Genomic DNA, 17945 nt, shown 5'->3' on the forward strand with positions numbered 1-17945 from the left:
CTGTCGTCCATGAGTGAACCGGCATCGCCCGACGACGCCACGCGCCTGTTCCCGACGCGGCCCTTCGTCGGCGCCTCCATCGCGGTGATCCGGGGCGACCGGGTGCTCGTCGCCGCCCGGGCGAACGCGCCCATGCGCGGCGTCTGGACCCTGCCGGGCGGCCTGGTCGAGGCCGGCGAGGCGCTCGCCGACGCCGCCCTGCGGGAGCTCCGCGAAGAGGTCGGCCTCACGGCCGCGGTGGTGGGTGTGCTGGCCCCGACGGAGATCATCCTGCGGGCCGAGGACGGCCGGACCCGCCACCATTACGTCGTCCATCCCCACGCCGCCCTGTGGACCGGTGGCGAACCGGCGCCGGGGCCCGAGGCGCTCGCCGTGCGCTGGGCGACCCTGGCCGACCTCGCCGGCCTCGACACCACGCCCGGCCTCGACGGCACCGTGGCGGCCGCGTTCGCCCGGGTCGCCGGGTGTGGAATATCCGAACTGCCCGGGACACCCGCCGCGTGACGAAGCCCGGACCGGTTGCCGCTCTCGCCCTCTGCCTGATTCTGGCGACGATTCCGGGGGCCGAGGCCCAGCAGGGGCGGGGGGGCGCCGCCCGCGCCGCCCCCCGGAGCGACAGGCCGGCCGAGAAGGAGCCGGCCCCCGCCCCCGAGCCGCCGCCGGCGCCCTACGACCGCGACCTGATGCGGCTTTCCGAGATCGTCGGGGCGCTGGCGTTCCTGCGCGAGCTCTGCACCGCCCCCGATGCGGGCCAGTGGCCCGTGCGGATGAAGGCGCTGCTGGAAGCCGAGGGCGTGACCCCCGGGCGGCGCGATCGCCTCGCCGGCGCCTACAACCGGGGCTATCGCGGCTACGCCCTGACCTACCGGGTCTGCACCCCGTCGGCGCAGGAGGCGGCCACCCGGTTCGTGACCGAGGGCGAGCGTCTGTCGCATGCCCTGGCGAGCCGGTTCGGGGGATGATGCGGCTGGGCCACACCCGCGCGGGCAAGGCTGAATCCGCGCAATTCGAGCGCCGGCGTTAACCGCTTCGCAATTCCTGGCTTTGCGGGCCCGGCCGTGCGCCCTATCATCATCCCAACGTGCCGAGCGTTTCTTCGGCGCCAACGATGCTGTGGCCATGCACGCTGAATCAGCCCAAGCGCCCTTCGAGGCGGATATCGACAGCAAGCGCGCCGCGCTCGGCTACGTGTCGGAGGCCTTCGCCGAAGGCTGTCTCGACGGCCTCGACGGCGACTGCATGGCGCAAGCCGCCCTGTTCGCGGCGTTCCAGGAGCTGGTGATGACCTACGGCGAGGAGGCGACCGCCCGCTACGCCGAGGGCTTCCCGGACCGGATCCGCGGCGGCGCCTTCACCACGGCTCCCCAGCATTGAGGGGACTGTGACGACTCTACTGGGTGTTGCCCTTCCTGATGACTGGGATCGGTTCTCGGCGGGCGTCGCTCCGTGAAATCCCTGCTCGGGTCCTGGCCGTTCTGGGCGCTGCTCTCGGCCGCCTTCGCGGCCCTGACCGCGATCTTCGCGAAGGTGGGGATCGCCAACGTCAATTCTGATTTCGCCACCTTCATCCGGACCATCGTCATTCTCTGCGCGCTCGGTGCCATTCTCGTTGGCACCGGGCAGTGGCAGCCCTTCGGGTCGGTGTCGGGCCGGACCTACGTGTTTCTGGTCCTGTCGGGCCTCGCCACCGGGGGCTCGTGGATCTGCTACTTTCGCGCTCTCAAACTCGGCGAAGCCGGCCGTGTCGCACCCGTCGACAAGCTGAGCGTGGTGCTGGTGGCGATCTTCGGGGCTGTCTTCCTCGGCGAGCGGCTGTCCCCGGCGAACTGGCTCGGGGTGGCGTTCATCGCCACGGGGGCCGTGCTGGTGGCTTACCGGGGCTAGACCCCCTCCCCGTGAGGGAAGGGGAACGCGGCAAGTCCGGTTGCGGCGAGTCCACCTCAGGCGGTCATTTCCTTCGTGCCGAGGCGCTTGTCGAGGTAGGTGTCCACGGTCTGGGTCAGCTCGTCGACCTTGCCGTCGAAGAAGTGGTTGGCGCCCTCGACCATCTGGTGCTCGATGATGACGCCCTTCTGCACCTTCACCTTCTCGATCACCGGCATCACCTCGCGGGCCGGGGCCACCCGGTCCTCGGAGCCGTGGACGAACAGGCCCGACGACGGGCACGGCGCCAGGAAGGTGAAATCGTAGCGGTTGGCCATGGCGGCGATGGAGATGAAGCCCTCGATCTCCGGGCGCCGCATGAGCAGCTGCATCCCGATCCACGATCCGAACGACACGCCGGCGATCCAGCAGGCGCGGGCCTCCGGGTTGACCGACTGGACCCAGTCGAGGGCCGAGGCGGCGTCGGAGAGTTCGCCGGTGCCGTGATCGAACGCGCCCTGGCTGCGTCCGACCCCGCGGAAGTTGAACCGCAGGGCGGCAAAGCCCCGGTTGGCGAAGGTGTAGAACAGATTGTACACGATCTGATTGTTCATCGTGCCACCGAACTGCGGGTGCGGGTGGAGCACGATGGCGATGGGCGCGCCCTTCTTCTTGGGGGCCTGGTAGCGTCCCTCGAGACGGCCGGCCGGACCGGTGAAGATGACTTCGGGCATGGATCTCTCACAAGCTTCAGGACGTGGCGCGCGACGGCAGACGCAACGCAGGCCCCGCGCGGAACGCCTTGACTCGACGGGGCACGAACTTAAAAGCGCTCTTAGAATGGTTCTAGTGGACTAGAATTATTCTAAACAAGCGGTTCGGGCGCGTCCGGGTCGCTGCGTCCCTTGCACGACGGGGTGTCGGAACATGGTTCTTCGGCGCCTTAGCATGATCGTGGGGGGCAAAAGCAAGGATTTGTCGTCCTCGACCTTGAGACCGCCAGTGGTTTTCGCCCCATGACTTCGCCAACATGACTTCGCCAGCATGACTTCGCCGCGCGCCTATCTCGACCACAACGCGACCTCGCCGGTTCGGCCGGAGGTCGCTGCGGCCGTGGCGCAGGCGCTCGCCCTCCCGGGCAACCCGTCCTCGGTGCATGCCGAGGGGCGTGCGGCCCGCGCCGCCCTGGAGCGCGCGCGCGTGCGGGTGGGCGGCCTCGTCGGCGTCGGCTCGGGGCGGGTCGTGTTCACGAGCGGCGGCACCGAGGCCGCCAACACCGTGCTGTCCGGTGCCCTGTGCCGATCCGGCGAGCCGGCGCCGACCCGGCTGGTGATCGGTGCCACCGAACATGCCTGCGTGTCGGCCGGCCATCGCTTCCCGGCCGAGCGCGTCGACGTGGTTCCGGTGGATGCCAGCGGCATCATCGATCTCGCCGCCCTCGCCGCCTGCCTCGACCGGCACCGGGGGGAGGGCGTCCTCGTCTCGGTTCATGCGGCCAACAACGAGACCGGCGTGATCCAGCCGCTCGCCGAGGTCGTCGCCCTGGCGCGCGGCCACGGCCGGGCCCTCGTCCATTCCGACGCCGTGCAGGCGGTGGGCAAGATCCCGCTCGATTTTTCCGGCCTCGGCCTCGATGCCCTCACCCTCTCGGGCCACAAGTTCGCCGCCCCCCGGGGCGTCGGCGCCCTGGTGCTCGCCGAGGGCGTCACCTTGGATTCGGCGTTCCTGCGGGGCGGCGGCCAGGAGGGGCGCCTGCGCGGCGGCACCGAGAACCTGTCGGGCCTCGTCGGCATGGGGGTGGCGGCCGAGATGGTCGGGCTCGGCGAGACGCACGAGGCTCTGCGGGATACCATCGAGGCAGGGCTGCGGGCCTTGGCGCCCGACCTCGTGGTGTTCGGCGAGGCCGCACCGCGCCTGCCCAACACCGTGAGCTTCTCCATTCCGGGCCTCGATGCGCCGACGGCCCTGATGGCGCTGGATCTCGCCGGCGTCGCGCTCTCGTCCGGGTCGGCCTGCGCGTCGGGCAAGGTCGCCCGCTCGCCGGTCCTCGCCGCCATGGGCGTCAGCCCTGCCCTGGCCGCAGGGGCCCTGCGCGTCAGTCTCGGGTGGAACAGCACGATAAGCGACGGGACGCGCTGTCTCGCCGCCTGCGAACGCCTCGTCGACACCCTATATCGACGGCGAGGGCAGGCCGCCTGACCGGCGGCCCGCCCAAACCATTTCTCGCGAACACGCCCGGCCCTTGACGCCGGGTCGATCAGGAGACGCCAATGCCTGCCGTGCAGGAAACCATCGACCGGGTCCGATCCATCGACCTCGACCAGTACAAGTATGGATTCGAGACCACCATCGAGATGGAGAAGTCCGAAAAGGGCATCTCCGAGGACGTGATCCGCTTCATCTCGGCCAAGAAGGAAGAGCCCGAGTGGATGCTCGCCTGGCGCCTCGACGCCTACAAGCGCTGGCAGACCATGCAGGAGCCCGACTGGGCCCGGGTCTCCTATGACAAGGTCGACTACAAGGATATTTATTACTATGCGGCCCCGAAGCGGCCTGCCGCCATGTCCTTGGATGAAATCGATCCAGAAATTTTGAAAACGTACGAAAAACTCGGCATTCCGCTCCGCGAGGTCGAGGTGCTGGAGGGCATCGCCCCCGAGCGTCGGGTCGCCGTCGACGCGGTGTTCGACTCGGTCTCGGTGGCCACCACCTTCAAGGCCGAACTGTCGAAGGCCGGCGTGATCTTCATGCCGATCTCGGAAGCCATCCGCGAGTATCCGGACCTCATCAAGAAGTACCTCGGCTCGGTCGTGCCCGTGACCGACAACTTCTTCGCGACGCTCAACTCGGCGGTCTTCTCCGACGGATCGTTCGTCTACATTCCGCCGGGCGTGCGCTGCCCGATGGAGCTGTCGACCTATTTCCGCATCAACGAGCGCGACACCGGACAGTTCGAGCGGACCTTGATCATCGCCGACAAGGGTAGTTACGTCTCGTACCTCGAGGGCTGCACCGCCCCGAAGCGCGACGACAACCAGCTCCACGCGGCCGTGGTCGAGCTCGTTGCCCTCGACGACGCCGAGATCAAGTACTCGACGGTCCAGAACTGGTATCCGGGCGACAACGACGGCAAGGGCGGCATCTACAACTTCGTCACCAAGCGCGGCGATTGCCGGGGCGCCAACTCGAAGATCTCGTGGACGCAGGTCGAAACCGGCTCGGCGATCACCTGGAAGTACCCGTCCTGCATCCTGCGCGGCGACAATTCACGGGGCGAGTTCTACTCCATCGCCGTGTCGAACGGCATGCAGCAGGTCGATTCCGGCACCAAGATGATCCATCTGGGCAAGAACACCACCAGCCGGATCATCTCGAAGGGCATCTCGGCCGGACGCTCGCAGAACACCTACCGGGGCCTCGTCTCGGCGCACCGCAAGGCGACGGGCGCGCGCAACTTCACCAACTGCGACTCGCTCCTCATCGGCGACCAGTGCGGCGCGCACACCGTGCCCTATATCGAGTCGAAGAATTCCTCCGCGCAGTTCGAGCACGAGGCCACCACCTCGAAGATCTCGGAAGACCAGATGTTCTACTGCCAGCAGCGTGGCCTCTCCAACGAGGAGGCGACCGCGCTCATCGTCAACGGCTTCGTCCGCGACGTGCTGCAGCAGCTGCCGATGGAGTTCGCCGTCGAGGCCCAGAAGCTGATCTCGATCAGCCTCGAAGGCTCGGTGGGCTAAGCCTCTCGTAGTGGCCTACGAAAAGAGCATGCTGAGATCTGTGCATAAGCATAGCGCTCGGCATGCTGAAGAGGTGACGAGTAGCGTCGCATGCGGTTGCTTCTTTTGCCTTGCTGTATTCTTGCCGGACGAGATCAGGGACTGGCTTCCTCGCGAGGAAACCGCCTTGTGTCCACGGTGCAACATCGACGCGGTGATCGGCGATCGTTCAGGCCTTCCGGCCAAGGACATCGCGTTCCTCAAAGCGATGCACGATGAATGGTTTGAAGGACTTAGACTAAAATGATCGAAATCAAGAACCTCACCGTCGCCATCGAGGACAAGCAGATCCTCAACGGTCTCAACCTCACCGTGAAGGATGGCGAGGTCGCTGCCATCATGGGGCCGAACGGCTCGGGCAAGTCGACTCTCTCGTACGTCATCGCGGGGAAAGAGGACTACGAGGTCACCAGCGGCGAGATCCTCCTCGACGGCGTGAACATCCTCGAGATGAGCCCCGACGAGCGCGCCGCGAGCGGCGTGTTCCTGGCGTTCCAGTACCCGCTGGAGATCCCGGGCGTCGGCACCATGACCTTCCTCAAGGCGACGCTCAACGCCCAGCGCAGGGCGCGCGGCGAGGGCGAGCTGACGACGCCGGACTTCATCCGCAAGGTGAACGCGGCGGCGGAAAAGCTGGAGATCAACAAGGAGATGCTCAAGCGCGCCCTCAACGTCGGGTTCTCCGGCGGCGAGAAGAAGCGCATGGAGATCCTGCAGATGGCCCTCTTGGAGCCGAAGTTCTGCGTGCTCGACGAGACCGATTCCGGCCTCGACATCGATGCCCTGCGCATCGTCTCCGGCGGCGTGAACGCGTTGCGGGCACAGGGCCGCTCGTTCCTCGTCATCACCCACTACCAGCGCCTGCTCGACTACATCGTGCCGGACGTGGTCCACGTCATGTCGCAGGGCCAGATCGTGAAGTCGGGCGACAAGGATCTCGCCAAGGCCCTCGAAGCGTCGGGCTACGCCGAGTACCGCACCGGCGAGGCCGCCTGATCATGGCCGACATCACCCCCCTCCGCACCGCGGCCGAGACCGGGCTGTCCAAGCTCTTCGAAGCCACCAGGATGAAGTACCCCACGGGCGTGTCCATCGCTCGCGAGGAGGCGTTCCGCTACTTCGAGGCGGTCGGCCTGCCCACCCGCCGCGTCGAGGCGTTCAAGTACACGGATCTCCGCTCGGCGTTCCGCGATGCCGCCCATCCGGCGGAGATGCCCTCGGCCGAGACCGCCAAGGCGGCGTCCGCCGAGGCCAAGGGCTTTGCCGGGATCGAGGCCGTGCGCCTCACCTTCGTCAATGGCCATCTCATCGAGGCCGAATCCGACCTCACCCGCATTCCGGCCGGCATCACCGTGACGCCGCTCACGCAAGCCCTGACCGATGGGGATGCACGCCTCGCGCAGCTGACCCCAGTGAAGCAGGCCTCCGAAAACGCGATCTATCAGCTCAACACCGCCTTCCTGGCGGACGGTGCCCTGATCTCGGTGGAGGCCGGCGCCAAGGTCGAGACGCCGCTGCATCTGCGCTTCATCGGCACCGGCACGGAGGCCTATTCGACCGCCACGCGCGTGCTCGTGACCCTGGGTGAGGGCGCGGAGGCGCTGATCCTCGAGAGCCACGAGGGGCCGGACGGCATCGCTTACCAGCCCAACGACGCCGTGGACGTGGTCATCGGCGATCGCGCCACCTTCCGGCACGCGCGCCTCAATGCGGAAGGCCGCGAGGCCGTGGCGCTCTCGACCCTGTCGGCCCGGCTCGGTGCCGAGTCCGCCATCGAGACCGTCAACGTGGTGGTGGGCGCCGTGCTCTCGCGCCATCAGGTCTACCTCAACTTCGCCGGGGCCGACGCCCGCGCGGTAGTCAACGGCGCCGCCATGCTCAACGGTAAGCAATTGGCCGACACCACCTTCCTCGCCGACCACGCCGCCACGGGCGGGGTCAGCCGTGAGCTGTTCAAGACCGTGGTGGACGGGGCCGCCACGGGCGTGTTCCAGGGCAAGATCATCGTCCAGCAGGCGGCCCAGCAGACCGACGGCAAGATGATGTCGGCCTGCCTCATCCTGTCCGACGAAGGGCAGATGATGAACAAGCCCGAGCTCGAGATCTTCGCCGACGACGTCGCCTGCGGCCACGGCGCCACCTGCGGGGCCCTCGACGATGATCTCCTGTTCTACCTCATGCAGCGCGGGCTGCCGAAGGCGGAAGCCGAAAGCCTACTGGTCCAGGCCTTCCTGGGGGCTGCCATCGAGTCGGTCGGCCACGAGGGCGCCCGCGCGGCGCTGATCGGCACCGTCGAGGCGTGGTTGAAGGCGCGCGGCTGAGCGCACCCTGCCAAGACCCTCCCCCCGCAGAAGGGGGGAGGGTCGCGCACGTCCGACACCCAACAGGTATCGCCATGAACGCACCCGTCCCGAACACCCCCTACGACGTCCAGGCGATCCGGGCGGAGTTCCCGATCTTGGCCCAGCGGGTCTACGGCAAGCCCCTGGTCTATCTCGACAACGCGGCCTCCTCGCAGAAGCCGCGCGCGGTCATCGACGCCATGGTGGGCTGCATGGAGACGGGCTACGCCAACGTCCATCGCGGGCTGCACTTCATGGCGAACGCCGCGACCGAGGGCTTCGAGGGCGCGCGCGAGACCACCCGGCAGTTCCTCAACGCCGACTCCACCGACGAGATCATCTTCACACGCAACGCCACGGAGGCCTACAACCTCGTGGCCTCCTCCATGGGGCTGCTCGGCCAGATCGGCGAGGGCGACGAGATCATCCTCTCGATCATGGAGCACCATTCCAACATCGTGCCCTGGCACTTTTTGCGGGAACGACGCGGTGCGGTGATCAAGTGGGCGCCCGTCGACGACGAGGGCAACTTCCTCGTCGAGGAATACGAGAAGCTCTTCTCGCCCCGCACGAAAATGGTGGCGATCACGCACATGTCGAACGTGCTCGGCACGGTGACGCCGGCGGCCGAGATCGTGCGCATCGCCCATGCGCACGGCGTGCCGGTGCTCCTCGACGGGGCTCAGAGCGCGGTCCACCAGCCCATCGACGTGAAGGCGCTCGATTGCGACTTCTTCGTCTTCACCGGGCACAAGGTGTACGGGCCGACCGGCATCGGCGTGCTCTACGGCAAGAAGGAATGGCTGGAGCGCCTGCCCCCCTACCAGGGCGGCGGCGAGATGATCCGCACGGTCGCCCAGGACTCCATCACCTACAACGACCCGCCCCACCGCTTCGAGGCGGGCACGCCGGCGATCGTCGAGGCGGTCGGCCTCGGCGCGGCGCTGGAATTCATGATGACCCTCGGCCGCGAGAACATAGCCGCGCATGAGGCGTCGCTCCTCGCCTATGCGCAGGAGCGGCTCGGGGCGATGAACTCCGTGCGGATGATCGGTACGGCCAAGGACAAGGGCGGCGTCATCGCCTTCGAGATGAAGGGCGCGCATGCCCACGACATCGCCACGGTGATCGACCGCTACGGCGTCGCCATCCGGGCCGGGACCCACTGCGCCATGCCGCTGCTGACGCGCTTCGGTGCGACCTCCACCTGTCGCGCCTCGTTCGGACTGTATAACACCAGGGAAGAGGTGGACGCCCTCGCCGAGGCCCTGGCCAAGGCCGAGATGATGTTCGCCTGATCGGGAATCCCAGCGGCGGGCCCGCCACAAGTGCGACTGCGCGCCGCCGCCCGGGCGGCGCATGTCGGGGATCGGACACGATCCCCGACCCTCACGAGGACCAACCATGAGCGATTCAGCCATCACCGGCGGGGCCAACACCCCCGCCATCGCCAGCGCCTCGGCGATCCCGCCGGAGGAGCTCGACCGTCTCACCGACGACATCGTGGCGGCGCTGAAAAGCGTCTACGATCCGGAGATTCCGGCCGACATCTACGAACTCGGCCTGATCTACAAGGTCGACATCGCCGACGACCGCACGGTCGCCATCGACATGACCCTGACCGCCCCGGGCTGTCCCGTGGCCGGCGAGATGCCGGGCTGGGTCGAGACCGCGGTCGCGGCCGTGCCGGGCGTCCAGGCCTGCGCCGTCACCATGGTGTTCGATCCGCCGTGGGATCAGAGCCGCATGTCCGACGAGGCCCGCGTCGCCCTGGACATGTGGTAGCCGCGTTCAGCCTTCGCTGGCGAGATCCCGGCGCGCCGGGAAGGTGAGCCCGTCGTAGATGTCGGGCAGGTCGATAGCGGCCTCCAGTCCCTCGAAGGTCTCGATCTCCCAGCCGTCCGCGCCGCGCCGGTAGAGCAGGGCCTGCGGCGTCACGGTCTCGACGAGCAGGATGGTGGTCAGCGTCGGGTGGCGCTTGTACTCCTCGACCTTGCGGGTCTGATCGATCGTCGTGGTCGAGGGCGACGCCACCTCCACGACGAGCCTGGGCTCGCGCGCCTCGTCGGTATCGGGCACCAAGGGGCGCACTCGACCATCACGTCGGGCCGACGGAGGCCCCGGATGCTGGTCCGGACCGGGATGTCGGCCGTCGTCGGGCGGCAGGATTTCCCGCGCAGCTGCGTTCCCAAACTCACGATGGTGTTCACCGTCGCCCGGTCGTGCTGCATGCTCGCCCCGGTCATCATCCGGTGTCGCGGCACCGGGTGACCGTCGACGAGTTCATAGAGTTCGTCCTGGTCGCGCTGCCGGACGAAGAAATCCTCGGGCGTCATGCTGAGGCGTGCGGCATCGGCCATGGTGGTTCCTCGATCCGGCCAGTCTAGCACGCGGCATCGGCACCTGCGTGAGGGGTGGTAGACCACGGCCCGCGCAATCCTTATCTTAACCGCGTCCGATCATCCTCAACCGCCCGGGCCTTGAACCCGGCTGCCGGAGAGACCCCATGGCTTCGAATTTCAAAGTCCTCTCGCTCACCGACGCGGCGGCGACGCGGATCAAGGCGATCATCGCCGATGCCGACCGTCCCATCGCCGGCCTGCGGGTGGGCGTGAAGAACGGCGGCTGCGCCGGCATGTCCTACACCATGGAATACGCGGACGGGCAGAAGCCCGGCGAGGACATGGTCGAGGATCGTGGCGTGAAGGTCTTCGTCGATCCGAAGGCGCTGCTGTTCCTGCTCGGCACCCAGATGGACTTCACCTCCACCAAGCTCGCTTCGCAGTTCGTGTTCAACAACCCGAACCAGACCTCGGCCTGCGGCTGCGGCGAGTCCGTGGCGATCACGCCCGTGAACCCCGAGGCCGTCGCCCCGGCCGCCGCACGCGCCTCGGCCTGAGGCCCTGAGCGGGTCTCGCTAGAGCCGCCGCCTGCTTGGCCCCCTCCTGTCGGCTGTCAGGCGACGTCGGGCAGGGGCAGCGGTTCGGCGTCGTCCACCGTGCGGTTGCGGCCGTCGCGCTTTGCCCTGAACATGCACTGGTCCGCCCGCTCCAGCAGCGACACGGCGGTGTCCGTGGAACGCGCGGCGGCAACCCCCAAGGAGATGGTGATCTTGCCGAGCGACTCCCCCGTGGAGCGCTTGACGAGGTCGCGTCCCATCACGCTGGCGCGGACCTTCTCGGCCAGGACACAGGCCTCGGCCCGGTCCGTTCCGGGCAGAAGGATGCCGAATTCCTCGCCGCCGAAGCGCGCCAGGGTGGCACGGGCGGTGATGTGCTCGCGCATCACCAGGGCGACGAGGCGCAGGACCTGATCACCCGTGAGGTGACCGTAGACGTCGTTGAAGCGTTTGAAGAAGTCGACGTCGATGACGATGAGGCTCGCCGGTGCCCGGTCGGCCACGGATTCCTCGACCATGGCGTGCAGGCTCTCCTCGAACTGCTTGCGGTTCGACAGGCCCGTGAGCGGGTCGGTGAGGCTCTCGAGGCGGGTCGCCTCCAGGGTCTCGCGCAGGGATTCGATCTCCTTGCGGCTCTCGCGCATGCGTGCCTCGAGGGCACGGTTGTTGGACGTCACCTCGCGGGTGGTGGCCACGAGGGCGCCGACGATTTCGTGGACGCGGGCCCGGTCCAGTCCCGAGCCGCCGAGATCGTCCGACAGGATCCGCAGGGATTCGCCGTACTGCGCCGTGGACCCCAGCGAGAGATCGAGCACCTCCATGACGCCCTCGATCTCGGAGAGCACCGTGCTGCTCGTGCGCTCGGCCGCGCGCGCCAGGCGCTCCCCGTCGAGATAGGTTTCGTAGAGGGTGTCGATGTCGGAATCGAGCAGGGCGCCCTTCGCCGTGAGACGCTTGACGGCTTCGTTCATCGTGGGCTGCAGGCCGGACACGTAGGTGTACCAGACCGTGTAGGCCCGCGGCGTCGCCGAAGGGCCGTACTCCCGCATCAGCGCATTGGCCCGTTCGGCCAGCGCAAAGGTCCGATCCCGGTCACCCTGACTGCCGCCCATTGTCCGTCCAACCACGCGATCGTTCCCGGCCTCTCGCCGACCGGGGGAGAGCCGAAGGCGCACCCTATCCGGTAGATCGTGGAGAGGCCGTTAAGAGCCGCGGACCTCCTCCCGTTTCGCGGGTAATGCGACCCGTTTCACGGGTGCTTCGGCCCAAACTCGGGTCGCGGGAGGACGGCTGTCCGTCGGCCTCCGGGGCCGGGCGGTTATTTGGGCGTCTTGATCACGGCCGGGCGCAGGAGGAAGGCCGGAACGTGCGAGCCGAGGCCGACGGGCGTCTCGCCGTCATCCTCGTCACCGCGGCGTCGGGGCGCAGGCCGGCGCTCGTCGCGCCGCGGCTCCGTGCGCTGGGGAGCGGGCTCGCGGGGCCGGCTCGGCACCGGTGCGACGACGGCCTCGGGCACGGCCTCGACCGTCGGGGCCGGTCCGCGCTCGGGGCTGCCCCGGCGGGCACCGCCCTTGCGCGCCCGCGGCTCGGACCGGGCGGGATCGCGCGCGGCCTCGCCACCGCCCCGGCGGCGTAGGGTCTCGCCGGACTTGCCGCGATGACGGGTCCGGGTCGGCGCGTCCTCGCTCGCCGGAGCGGCGGCGGAGGGTTCCGGCAGGGCACCGAGGTCGCCCTCGGCCCAGGGGATCGGCTGGCCGATCAGGCTCTCGATGGCGGTGATGGAGCGCTCGTCGGAGCGGGTCACCAGGGTGAAGGCGTGGCCGGCGCGACCGGCGCGGCCCGTGCGGCCGATGCGGTGGACGTAATCCTCCGGGTGGTGGGGCACGTCGAAGTTGAAGACGTGGCTCACGGCCGGGATGTCGAGGCCGCGGGCGGCGACGTCGGAGGCCACCAGCAGCGGCACCTCGCCGGAGCGGAAGCCGTCCAGCGCGATGGTGCGGGCGCGCTGGTCCATGTCGCCGTGGAGCGCCGCGACGTTGAAGCCGTGGCTCGCGAGCGACTTCTGCAGGAGCGCCACGTCGCGCTTGCGGTTGCAGAAGATGATGCCGTTGTTGAGCTCGGCCTCGCCCCGGATGAGCCGGCGCAGGAGGTCGCGCTTCTCGTGGCCCTCGGAGCCCGTGGCGACCAGCTTCTGCACGATGGTCTCGGCGGTGGAGGCGGGCCGGGCCACCTCGATCCGCTGGGGCGTGTGCAGGAACATGTCGGCCAGCCGCTCGATCTCCGGCGGCATGGTGGCCGAGAAGAACAGGGTCTGCCGGGTGAACGGCACCATCTTCACGATGCGCTCGATGTCGGGGATGAAGCCCATGTCGAGCATCCGGTCGGCCTCGTCGATGACGAGGAGCTCGACGCCCGTGAGCAGGAGCTTGCCGCGCTCGAAATGGTCGAGGAGCCGGCCTGGCGTGGCGATGAGCACGTCGGTGCCGCGCATGAGCTTGGCGTCCTGGTCGGCGAAGGAGACGCCGCCGATGATGAGCGCCACGTTGAGCTTGTGGTTGACGCCGTAGCGATCGAAATTCTCCACCACCTGGGCGGCGAGTTCACGCGTCGGCTCCAGGATGAGGGTGCGCGGCATGCGGGCGCGGGCGCGGCCGTTCTCCAGCAGGGTCAGCATGGGCAGCGTGAAGGCCGCCGTCTTGCCGGTGCCGGTCTGGGCGATGCCCAGCACGTCGCGCCGGGCCAGCACATGGGGGATGGCCTGGGCCTGGATCGGCGTCGGCTCGGTGTACCCGGCCGCCGTGACGGCCTGAAGGACCTTGTCGCTCAATCCGAGGTCGGCAAAAGACATATTCTATGAGAACCGTTGCGCGCGGGAAATCGACCGACCGGCGCGGAGTGCATCGACACGGCGACGGCTTCAAGGGGCGGTTTCGACACACGACCCGCCGCGCACACGCGTTGCGGGGACACTTAGAGCCTCGTGCCGGCTTGTCAATCGAGCCGGCGGTGCGGCGGAGATTTATCCACGCCGTCGGCCCGGGGCTCTCGATCGAACCCGGTCTCTTGCCCAGCCCGGCCTCTTGCCCAACCCGGCCTCTTGCCAACGGCGCGATGCCTGCAGCACCGTCGCTCCGACGGCCGGCGATGCTGCGGCGGAGAGGGGTGAGCGATGTCCCACGGCGTATCGACGATCGTCCGCGCGAGCGAACGTCCCCCGCGGATCCTCCTCATCAATCCCAACACCACGCAAGGGGTCACCGATCTGGTGGCGGGTCATGTCCGGGGAATCGCCGGCGGGGCGGCCGAGATCGTGGCCGTGACCGGACGCTTCGGCGCCCGCTACATCGCGAGCCGGGCGGCCTCCGCCATCGCCGGCCACGCCGCCCTCGATGCCCTGGCGGCGCATGGCGACGGGTGCGACGCGGTCTACCTCGCCTGCTTCGGCGATCCGGGGCTGATGGCCCTGCGCGAAGTCTCGCGGGTGCCGGTGGTCGGCATGGCCGAGGCCGCCTGCCGCGCGGCCTGCGGGGCCGGCGGACGCTTCGCCATCGTCACGGGTGGGGTCCTGTGGGGGCCGATGCTGACGGAGTTCGTCGCCACCCTCGGCCTGTCCGACCGGTTGGCCTGCGTCCGCACCGTCGCCCCGACGGGCGGCGAGATCGCCGCCGATCCCGATGCGGCCCTGAGCCAGCTCGCCGCCGCCTGCCGCGCCTGCGCCGAGGTGGACGGCGCCGAGGCCGTGATCCTGGGCGGCGCGGCCCTGGCCGGTCTCGCCGCGCGCATCCAGCCCGCCGTTCCCGTACCGGTTCTCTGCTCGGTGGAGGCCGGCACCCGGGCGGTGCTGGCCGCCGCCGGGGCAGGGGGGCTCGGGAGGGCCGCCCCCACCCTCGCGAGCACCGGCCTGTCCCCGGCCCTCGCGGCGCTCCTCGGGGGCGCCTGACACCCGGACTTTGCATGGCAAAGAAAGCCCTTGCGTCGGCTTTGCGAGACCGTATACTTTGCACCATAGAGTTTGAGAGGCGCGGCATGACCGATCTCGACAAGGCCCTGGCCGACATCGTCGCCATCCGCTCGCAGCTCGTGCGCGGCACCGCCTTCAGCGGCTACGGCCCGGCGGCCTTCGCGGCCACCGCCGGGCTGGCCCTCGCCACCGCCACGGCGCAGACCCTTCTGCTCGACGATCCGGATGCGCGGCCGCTGCTGTTCTTCGGGGCCTGGGTCGCCACGGCCGTCATCGCCCTCGGCCTCGTCGGGGCGGAAATGCGGGCCCGTGCCCGCCGACACACGGGCGGTCTCGGGGATGCGATGATCCACGACGCCGTGGAGCAGTTCCTGCCGGCGGGCGCGGCCGGGGCGCTCCTCGCCCTGGTCCTCGCGCGGGTTTCGCCCGAAAGCCTGTGGCTGCTGCCGGGCCTGTGGCAGGTGCTCGTCAGCCTCGGCATCTTCGCCGGGGTCCGGGTCATGCCGCGCGGCGTCGCCCTCGTGGCGGCCTGGTACCTCGTCGCGGGCCTCGCGGTGCTCGTGGTCACGGGCTGGGAGCGCAGTCTCTCACCCTGGGCGATGGGTCTGCCCTTCGCCGTCGGCCAGGGCCTGATGGCGCTGGTGGTCCGTGCCGCTTCGGAGGCCGACGATGCCGAGATCTGACACCCCGCCCGCCCCAATTCCCCCCCAGGACGTCCCCGGCACCGACGCCCCGTTCGCCTATGACGGGCTCGACCGGGTCATCCACGAGAAGGCCCGCCTCGGCCTCCTCACCTCGCTCATCGCCCATCCGAAGGGGCTCGCCTTCGCCAGCCTGAAGCAGCTGTGCGGCCTCACGGACGGCAATCTCAGCCGCCACCTCCAGGTGCTGCAGGAGGCCGGCCTCGTGGAGATCCGCAAGGGTTACGACGGCAACCGGCCCCAGACCACCTGCGGCCTGACGGCCGCCGGGCGCCGGCGCTTCCTCGACTACCTCGCCGTCCTGGAACGCGTGGTGCGCGATGCCGCCGAGGCGGCCCGGGACGCAGAGGGAACCGCCGCGCCCGGCGGCCGGCCCCGGCCGGCCTAGATTATCCCACGAGGATTACCCCACGGGACTCCCGGTCCCTGCCGGCTCCCGCCCTGCGTCCAACGGTGCGGCGGGAGTCTCATGAGGGACGCCCGGCCGCCGCCCGACCGGATCCCGGACACACCCACCTTCACGCGCCAGGAAGCTTTCCTTCACGCGCCAGGAAACTTTACGATGCAAAGCGTTCCGCAAGCCGGCCTTCACGTCGGCATCATCATGGACGGCAACGGCCGTTGGGCCACGGCGCGGGGCCTGCCCCGGGCCCTGGGCCACAAGGCCGGAGTCGCGGCGATCCGTCGTGTCGTGGAGGCGGCGCCGGCCCAGGGCATCGCCACCCTGACGCTCTACGCCTTCTCCGGCGACAACTGGCGTCGTCCGCCGGACGAGGTCGCCGCGCTCATGGGCCTGCTGCGGCGCTACCTCCGGGAGGAGGCGGGACGCCTCGCCCGGGCCGGGGTGCGCCTCGACGTGATCGGCCGGCGGGACCGCCTGCCCGACGGCATCGCCGAGGCCATCGGGCAGGCCGAGGCCCTGACGGCGGCCGGCACCGCCCTGCACCTTCGCATCGCCGTCGATTACTCCGCTCGCGCCGCGATCCTGGCCGCCGCCGCCCAGGCCGGCACGCCGTCCGCCGCCGAGTTCGGGCACCGCGTCAGCGGCGGCCCCGTGCCGGATGTCGATCTCGTCATCCGCACCAGCGGCGAGCAGCGCCTCTCGGACTTCCTGCTCTGGGAAAGCGCGTATGCCGAGCTGTACTTCACGCAGCGGCACTGGCCGGATTTCGACGGAAGCGATCTTGCCGTCGCGCTTCGATCCTTCGCGAGCCGGCAGCGCCGTTTCGGCGGCCTCGCCGCCGAAGCCGCCTGAACCGCGCGCCGTGGCCGCGCCCATCCCGTGTCAGCGCCTGAGATCCGACGCCGTGCAGGGATCGAGGGTGGTGCGGGCCGCGACCGCGCCGATGGAGCCCGTGGTCTCGGGGTCCATGACGTCCGCCCGTGCCTCGCGCTGGCGCAGGGTCCCGCTTTCCACGGCACGCGAGAGGTACTGGGTCGTACCCAGCGCGACGAGGCCGAGGGTCAGGCACACCTTGATCGTCCAGGGCAGGAGCGTGCCGGGCCGCCGGGCCACGGGCTCGTCCCGCTCCTCGAGGGGATCCTCGGCCCGGGGAATGTCGATGTAACGGCTGGGAGGAAGCATGGCGGGGACGATCATCGGTCTGGCGGCCCGGTCGGGCCGATCGAGGCCTATTCTCGCCGGACACGGTTAAGAGAGCCTCATGCCGAGGCCGGCGCCGTTCATCTCCGGCTTGCCCGTTTGCGCGACGCAAGGCCTGCGGGCGCTCGTCCAGGATGGGCGCAGCCCCGGGGCCGGCGCAGAGCCAGCATTAAAAAACAAAAGGGTCGGCCTGCGTGGCAAGATCATGCCAAGGACAGGATCCGGTCAAGAAGACGTGTGCAGGCCTTGAATTCCTCGATCCCCCGTCAGGGCGGCCCTATCCTTAGGATTCTGTCAATGTGCGCCGGAACACCGACGGATCCGGGTCGGGGTGACCTGCGGCTAACCTTTACCCTTCGTTGAGATGTGCTGGGTTATCCGATGCTCATGTTGCAGGAAAGCGACAGACCTCGCGGCGTCCAGGGACTACAAGCGCGCCGGCTTTCGCCAATCCAGAACCGAGTACCCCGATGAAAAGACTGCTTCTCGCCACGACCGTCCTCGCCGGCCTGACCGCCGTCGCCTCGGCCGCCGACCTTCCGCGCCGCGCGGCTCCGCCGGTGTTCGTGCCGGTTCCCGTGTTCACCTGGACGGGCTTCTACGCCGGTTTCAACGCCGGTTACGGCTTCGACGCCTCCAGCAACAGCGCCCCGACCGTCATCGGCGTGAACAGCGCCAGCACCCTGGTCCGTCCGGGCACCACCCAGGCGATCGCCTTCGGCAACGGCCGCAGCAACGACGGCTTCGTCGGCGGTGGTCAGATCGGCTACAACTACCAGTTCACCCCGGGCTCCGGC

20 protein-coding genes and 1 pseudogene are annotated in these 17945 nt (G+C 69.2%); 16 read left to right on the plus strand and 5 right to left on the minus strand.

The features are described from left to right. Positions 1 to 9 precede the first annotated feature (9 nt). The 4 genes from ASF25_RS11920 (at position 10) to ASF25_RS11935 (ending at position 1884) form a co-directional block, all read left to right on the plus strand. Entirely contained in the window at positions 10 to 504 is a 495-nt protein-coding gene (locus ASF25_RS11920) for an NUDIX hydrolase (RefSeq protein ID WP_056174891.1), read from the plus strand. Continuing rightward, positions 501 to 962 carry a TIGR02301 family protein gene (locus tag ASF25_RS11925; RefSeq protein WP_056174893.1) on the plus strand — a complete coding sequence of 154 codons (462 nt, stop codon included), beginning with the start codon at positions 501 to 503 and terminating at the stop codon, positions 960 to 962. The genes ASF25_RS11920 and ASF25_RS11925 overlap by 4 nt, the downstream gene beginning before the upstream one ends. A gap of 157 nt (positions 963 to 1119) precedes the next feature. Further along, complete coding sequence (locus ASF25_RS11930; RefSeq protein ID WP_056174896.1) at positions 1120 to 1374, plus strand: hypothetical protein; 255 nt, start codon at positions 1120 to 1122, stop codon at positions 1372 to 1374. Positions 1375 to 1446: 72 nt separating this feature from the next. Then, positions 1447 to 1884 (plus strand): EamA family transporter, encoded by a 438-nt coding sequence (locus ASF25_RS11935; RefSeq protein WP_056174898.1) that lies wholly within the window; start codon positions 1447 to 1449, stop codon positions 1882 to 1884. Between the two features lie 56 nt (positions 1885 to 1940). Here the strand turns inward: ASF25_RS11935 and ASF25_RS11940 are convergent, their stop codons facing one another. Further along, a complete protein-coding gene (locus ASF25_RS11940) occupies positions 1941 to 2597 on the minus strand; it encodes an alpha/beta hydrolase (protein WP_056174900.1) in 657 nt (218 codons plus the stop codon). A 310-nt stretch (positions 2598 to 2907) separates the two neighbouring features. On the opposite strand from ASF25_RS11940, the gene ASF25_RS11945 reads away from it, so the two are divergent. From ASF25_RS11945 to ASF25_RS11970, 6 genes are all read left to right on the plus strand, one after another. Further along, positions 2908 to 4062 (plus strand): cysteine desulfurase family protein, encoded by a 1155-nt coding sequence (locus tag ASF25_RS11945; protein WP_056304882.1) that lies wholly within the window; start codon positions 2908 to 2910, stop codon positions 4060 to 4062. Between the two features lie 71 nt (positions 4063 to 4133). Beyond that, positions 4134 to 5603 carry a Fe-S cluster assembly protein SufB gene (sufB, locus tag ASF25_RS11950; RefSeq protein ID WP_056174903.1) on the plus strand — a complete coding sequence of 490 codons (1470 nt, stop codon included), beginning with the start codon at positions 4134 to 4136 and terminating at the stop codon, positions 5601 to 5603. A gap of 282 nt (positions 5604 to 5885) precedes the next feature. Beyond that, positions 5886 to 6638 carry a Fe-S cluster assembly ATPase SufC gene (gene sufC, locus ASF25_RS11955; RefSeq protein WP_056174905.1) on the plus strand — a complete coding sequence of 251 codons (753 nt, stop codon included), beginning with the start codon at positions 5886 to 5888 and terminating at the stop codon, positions 6636 to 6638. A 2-nt stretch (positions 6639 to 6640) separates the two neighbouring features. Continuing rightward, on the plus strand, positions 6641 to 7963 hold the full coding sequence (gene sufD / locus ASF25_RS11960; RefSeq protein WP_056174908.1) for a Fe-S cluster assembly protein SufD: 1323 nt from the start codon (positions 6641 to 6643) through the stop codon (positions 7961 to 7963). Positions 7964 to 8037: 74 nt separating this feature from the next. Then, the gene (locus ASF25_RS11965; protein ID WP_056304883.1) at positions 8038 to 9282 is read left to right on the plus strand and encodes a cysteine desulfurase; all 1245 of its coding nucleotides are present in this window, start codon (positions 8038 to 8040) and stop codon (positions 9280 to 9282) included. A gap of 106 nt (positions 9283 to 9388) precedes the next feature. Next, on the plus strand, positions 9389 to 9769 hold the full coding sequence (locus ASF25_RS11970) for an SUF system Fe-S cluster assembly protein (RefSeq protein ID WP_056095958.1): 381 nt from the start codon (positions 9389 to 9391) through the stop codon (positions 9767 to 9769). A gap of 6 nt (positions 9770 to 9775) precedes the next feature. Here the strand turns inward: ASF25_RS11970 and ASF25_RS23605 are convergent, their stop codons facing one another. After that, positions 9776 to 10063, minus strand: coding sequence for a Uma2 family endonuclease (locus ASF25_RS23605; protein ID WP_244473000.1), 288 nt, complete (start codon positions 10061 to 10063; stop codon positions 9776 to 9778). A gap of 427 nt (positions 10064 to 10490) precedes the next feature. Here ASF25_RS23605 and ASF25_RS11980 point away from each other — a divergent pair, with 427 nt between their 5' ends. Continuing rightward, positions 10491 to 10883 carry an iron-sulfur cluster assembly accessory protein gene (locus ASF25_RS11980; RefSeq protein ID WP_056174912.1) on the plus strand — a complete coding sequence of 131 codons (393 nt, stop codon included), beginning with the start codon at positions 10491 to 10493 and terminating at the stop codon, positions 10881 to 10883. Positions 10884 to 10939: 56 nt separating this feature from the next. Here the strand turns inward: ASF25_RS11980 and ASF25_RS11985 are convergent, their stop codons facing one another. Further along, positions 10940 to 11995 (minus strand): GGDEF domain-containing protein, encoded by a 1056-nt coding sequence (locus tag ASF25_RS11985; protein ID WP_056174914.1) that lies wholly within the window; start codon positions 11993 to 11995, stop codon positions 10940 to 10942. A 206-nt stretch (positions 11996 to 12201) separates the two neighbouring features. Next, positions 12202 to 13731, minus strand: a complete 1530-nt coding sequence (locus ASF25_RS11990; RefSeq protein ID WP_056174915.1) for a DEAD/DEAH box helicase — start codon at positions 13729 to 13731, stop codon at positions 12202 to 12204. Positions 13732 to 14052: 321 nt separating this feature from the next. Here ASF25_RS11990 and ASF25_RS11995 point away from each other — a divergent pair, with 321 nt between their 5' ends. The 4 genes from ASF25_RS11995 (at position 14053) to ASF25_RS12010 (ending at position 16800) form a co-directional block, all read left to right on the plus strand. Further along, positions 14053 to 14823: an aspartate/glutamate racemase family protein gene (locus ASF25_RS11995; protein ID WP_056174917.1), complete on the plus strand. Its 771-nt coding sequence runs from the start codon at positions 14053 to 14055 to the stop codon at positions 14821 to 14823. Positions 14824 to 14909: 86 nt separating this feature from the next. Then, positions 14910 to 15527, plus strand: a complete 618-nt coding sequence (locus ASF25_RS12000; RefSeq protein WP_056174919.1) for a hypothetical protein — start codon at positions 14910 to 14912, stop codon at positions 15525 to 15527. Further along, positions 15514 to 15933, plus strand: a complete 420-nt coding sequence (locus tag ASF25_RS12005) for a transcriptional regulator (RefSeq protein WP_056174922.1) — start codon at positions 15514 to 15516, stop codon at positions 15931 to 15933. Before ASF25_RS12000 ends, ASF25_RS12005 begins: the two co-directional genes overlap by 14 nt. Positions 15934 to 16107: 174 nt before the next feature. Next, entirely contained in the window at positions 16108 to 16800 is a 693-nt protein-coding gene (locus tag ASF25_RS12010; RefSeq protein WP_056174925.1) for a di-trans,poly-cis-decaprenylcistransferase, read from the plus strand. A gap of 30 nt (positions 16801 to 16830) precedes the next feature. Here the strand turns inward: ASF25_RS12010 and ASF25_RS12015 are convergent, their stop codons facing one another. Beyond that, the gene (locus ASF25_RS12015) at positions 16831 to 17130 is read right to left on the minus strand and encodes a hypothetical protein (RefSeq protein WP_156368958.1); all 300 of its coding nucleotides are present in this window, start codon (positions 17128 to 17130) and stop codon (positions 16831 to 16833) included. A gap of 488 nt (positions 17131 to 17618) precedes the next feature. On the opposite strand from ASF25_RS12015, the pseudogene ASF25_RS12020 reads away from it, so the two are divergent. Further along, a pseudogene (locus tag ASF25_RS12020) lies at positions 17619 to 17945 on the plus strand (porin family protein); the annotation flags it as partial.

The organism is Methylobacterium sp. Leaf100 (assembly GCF_001422845.1).
Classification (GTDB): Bacteria; Pseudomonadota; Alphaproteobacteria; order Rhizobiales; family Beijerinckiaceae; genus Methylobacterium.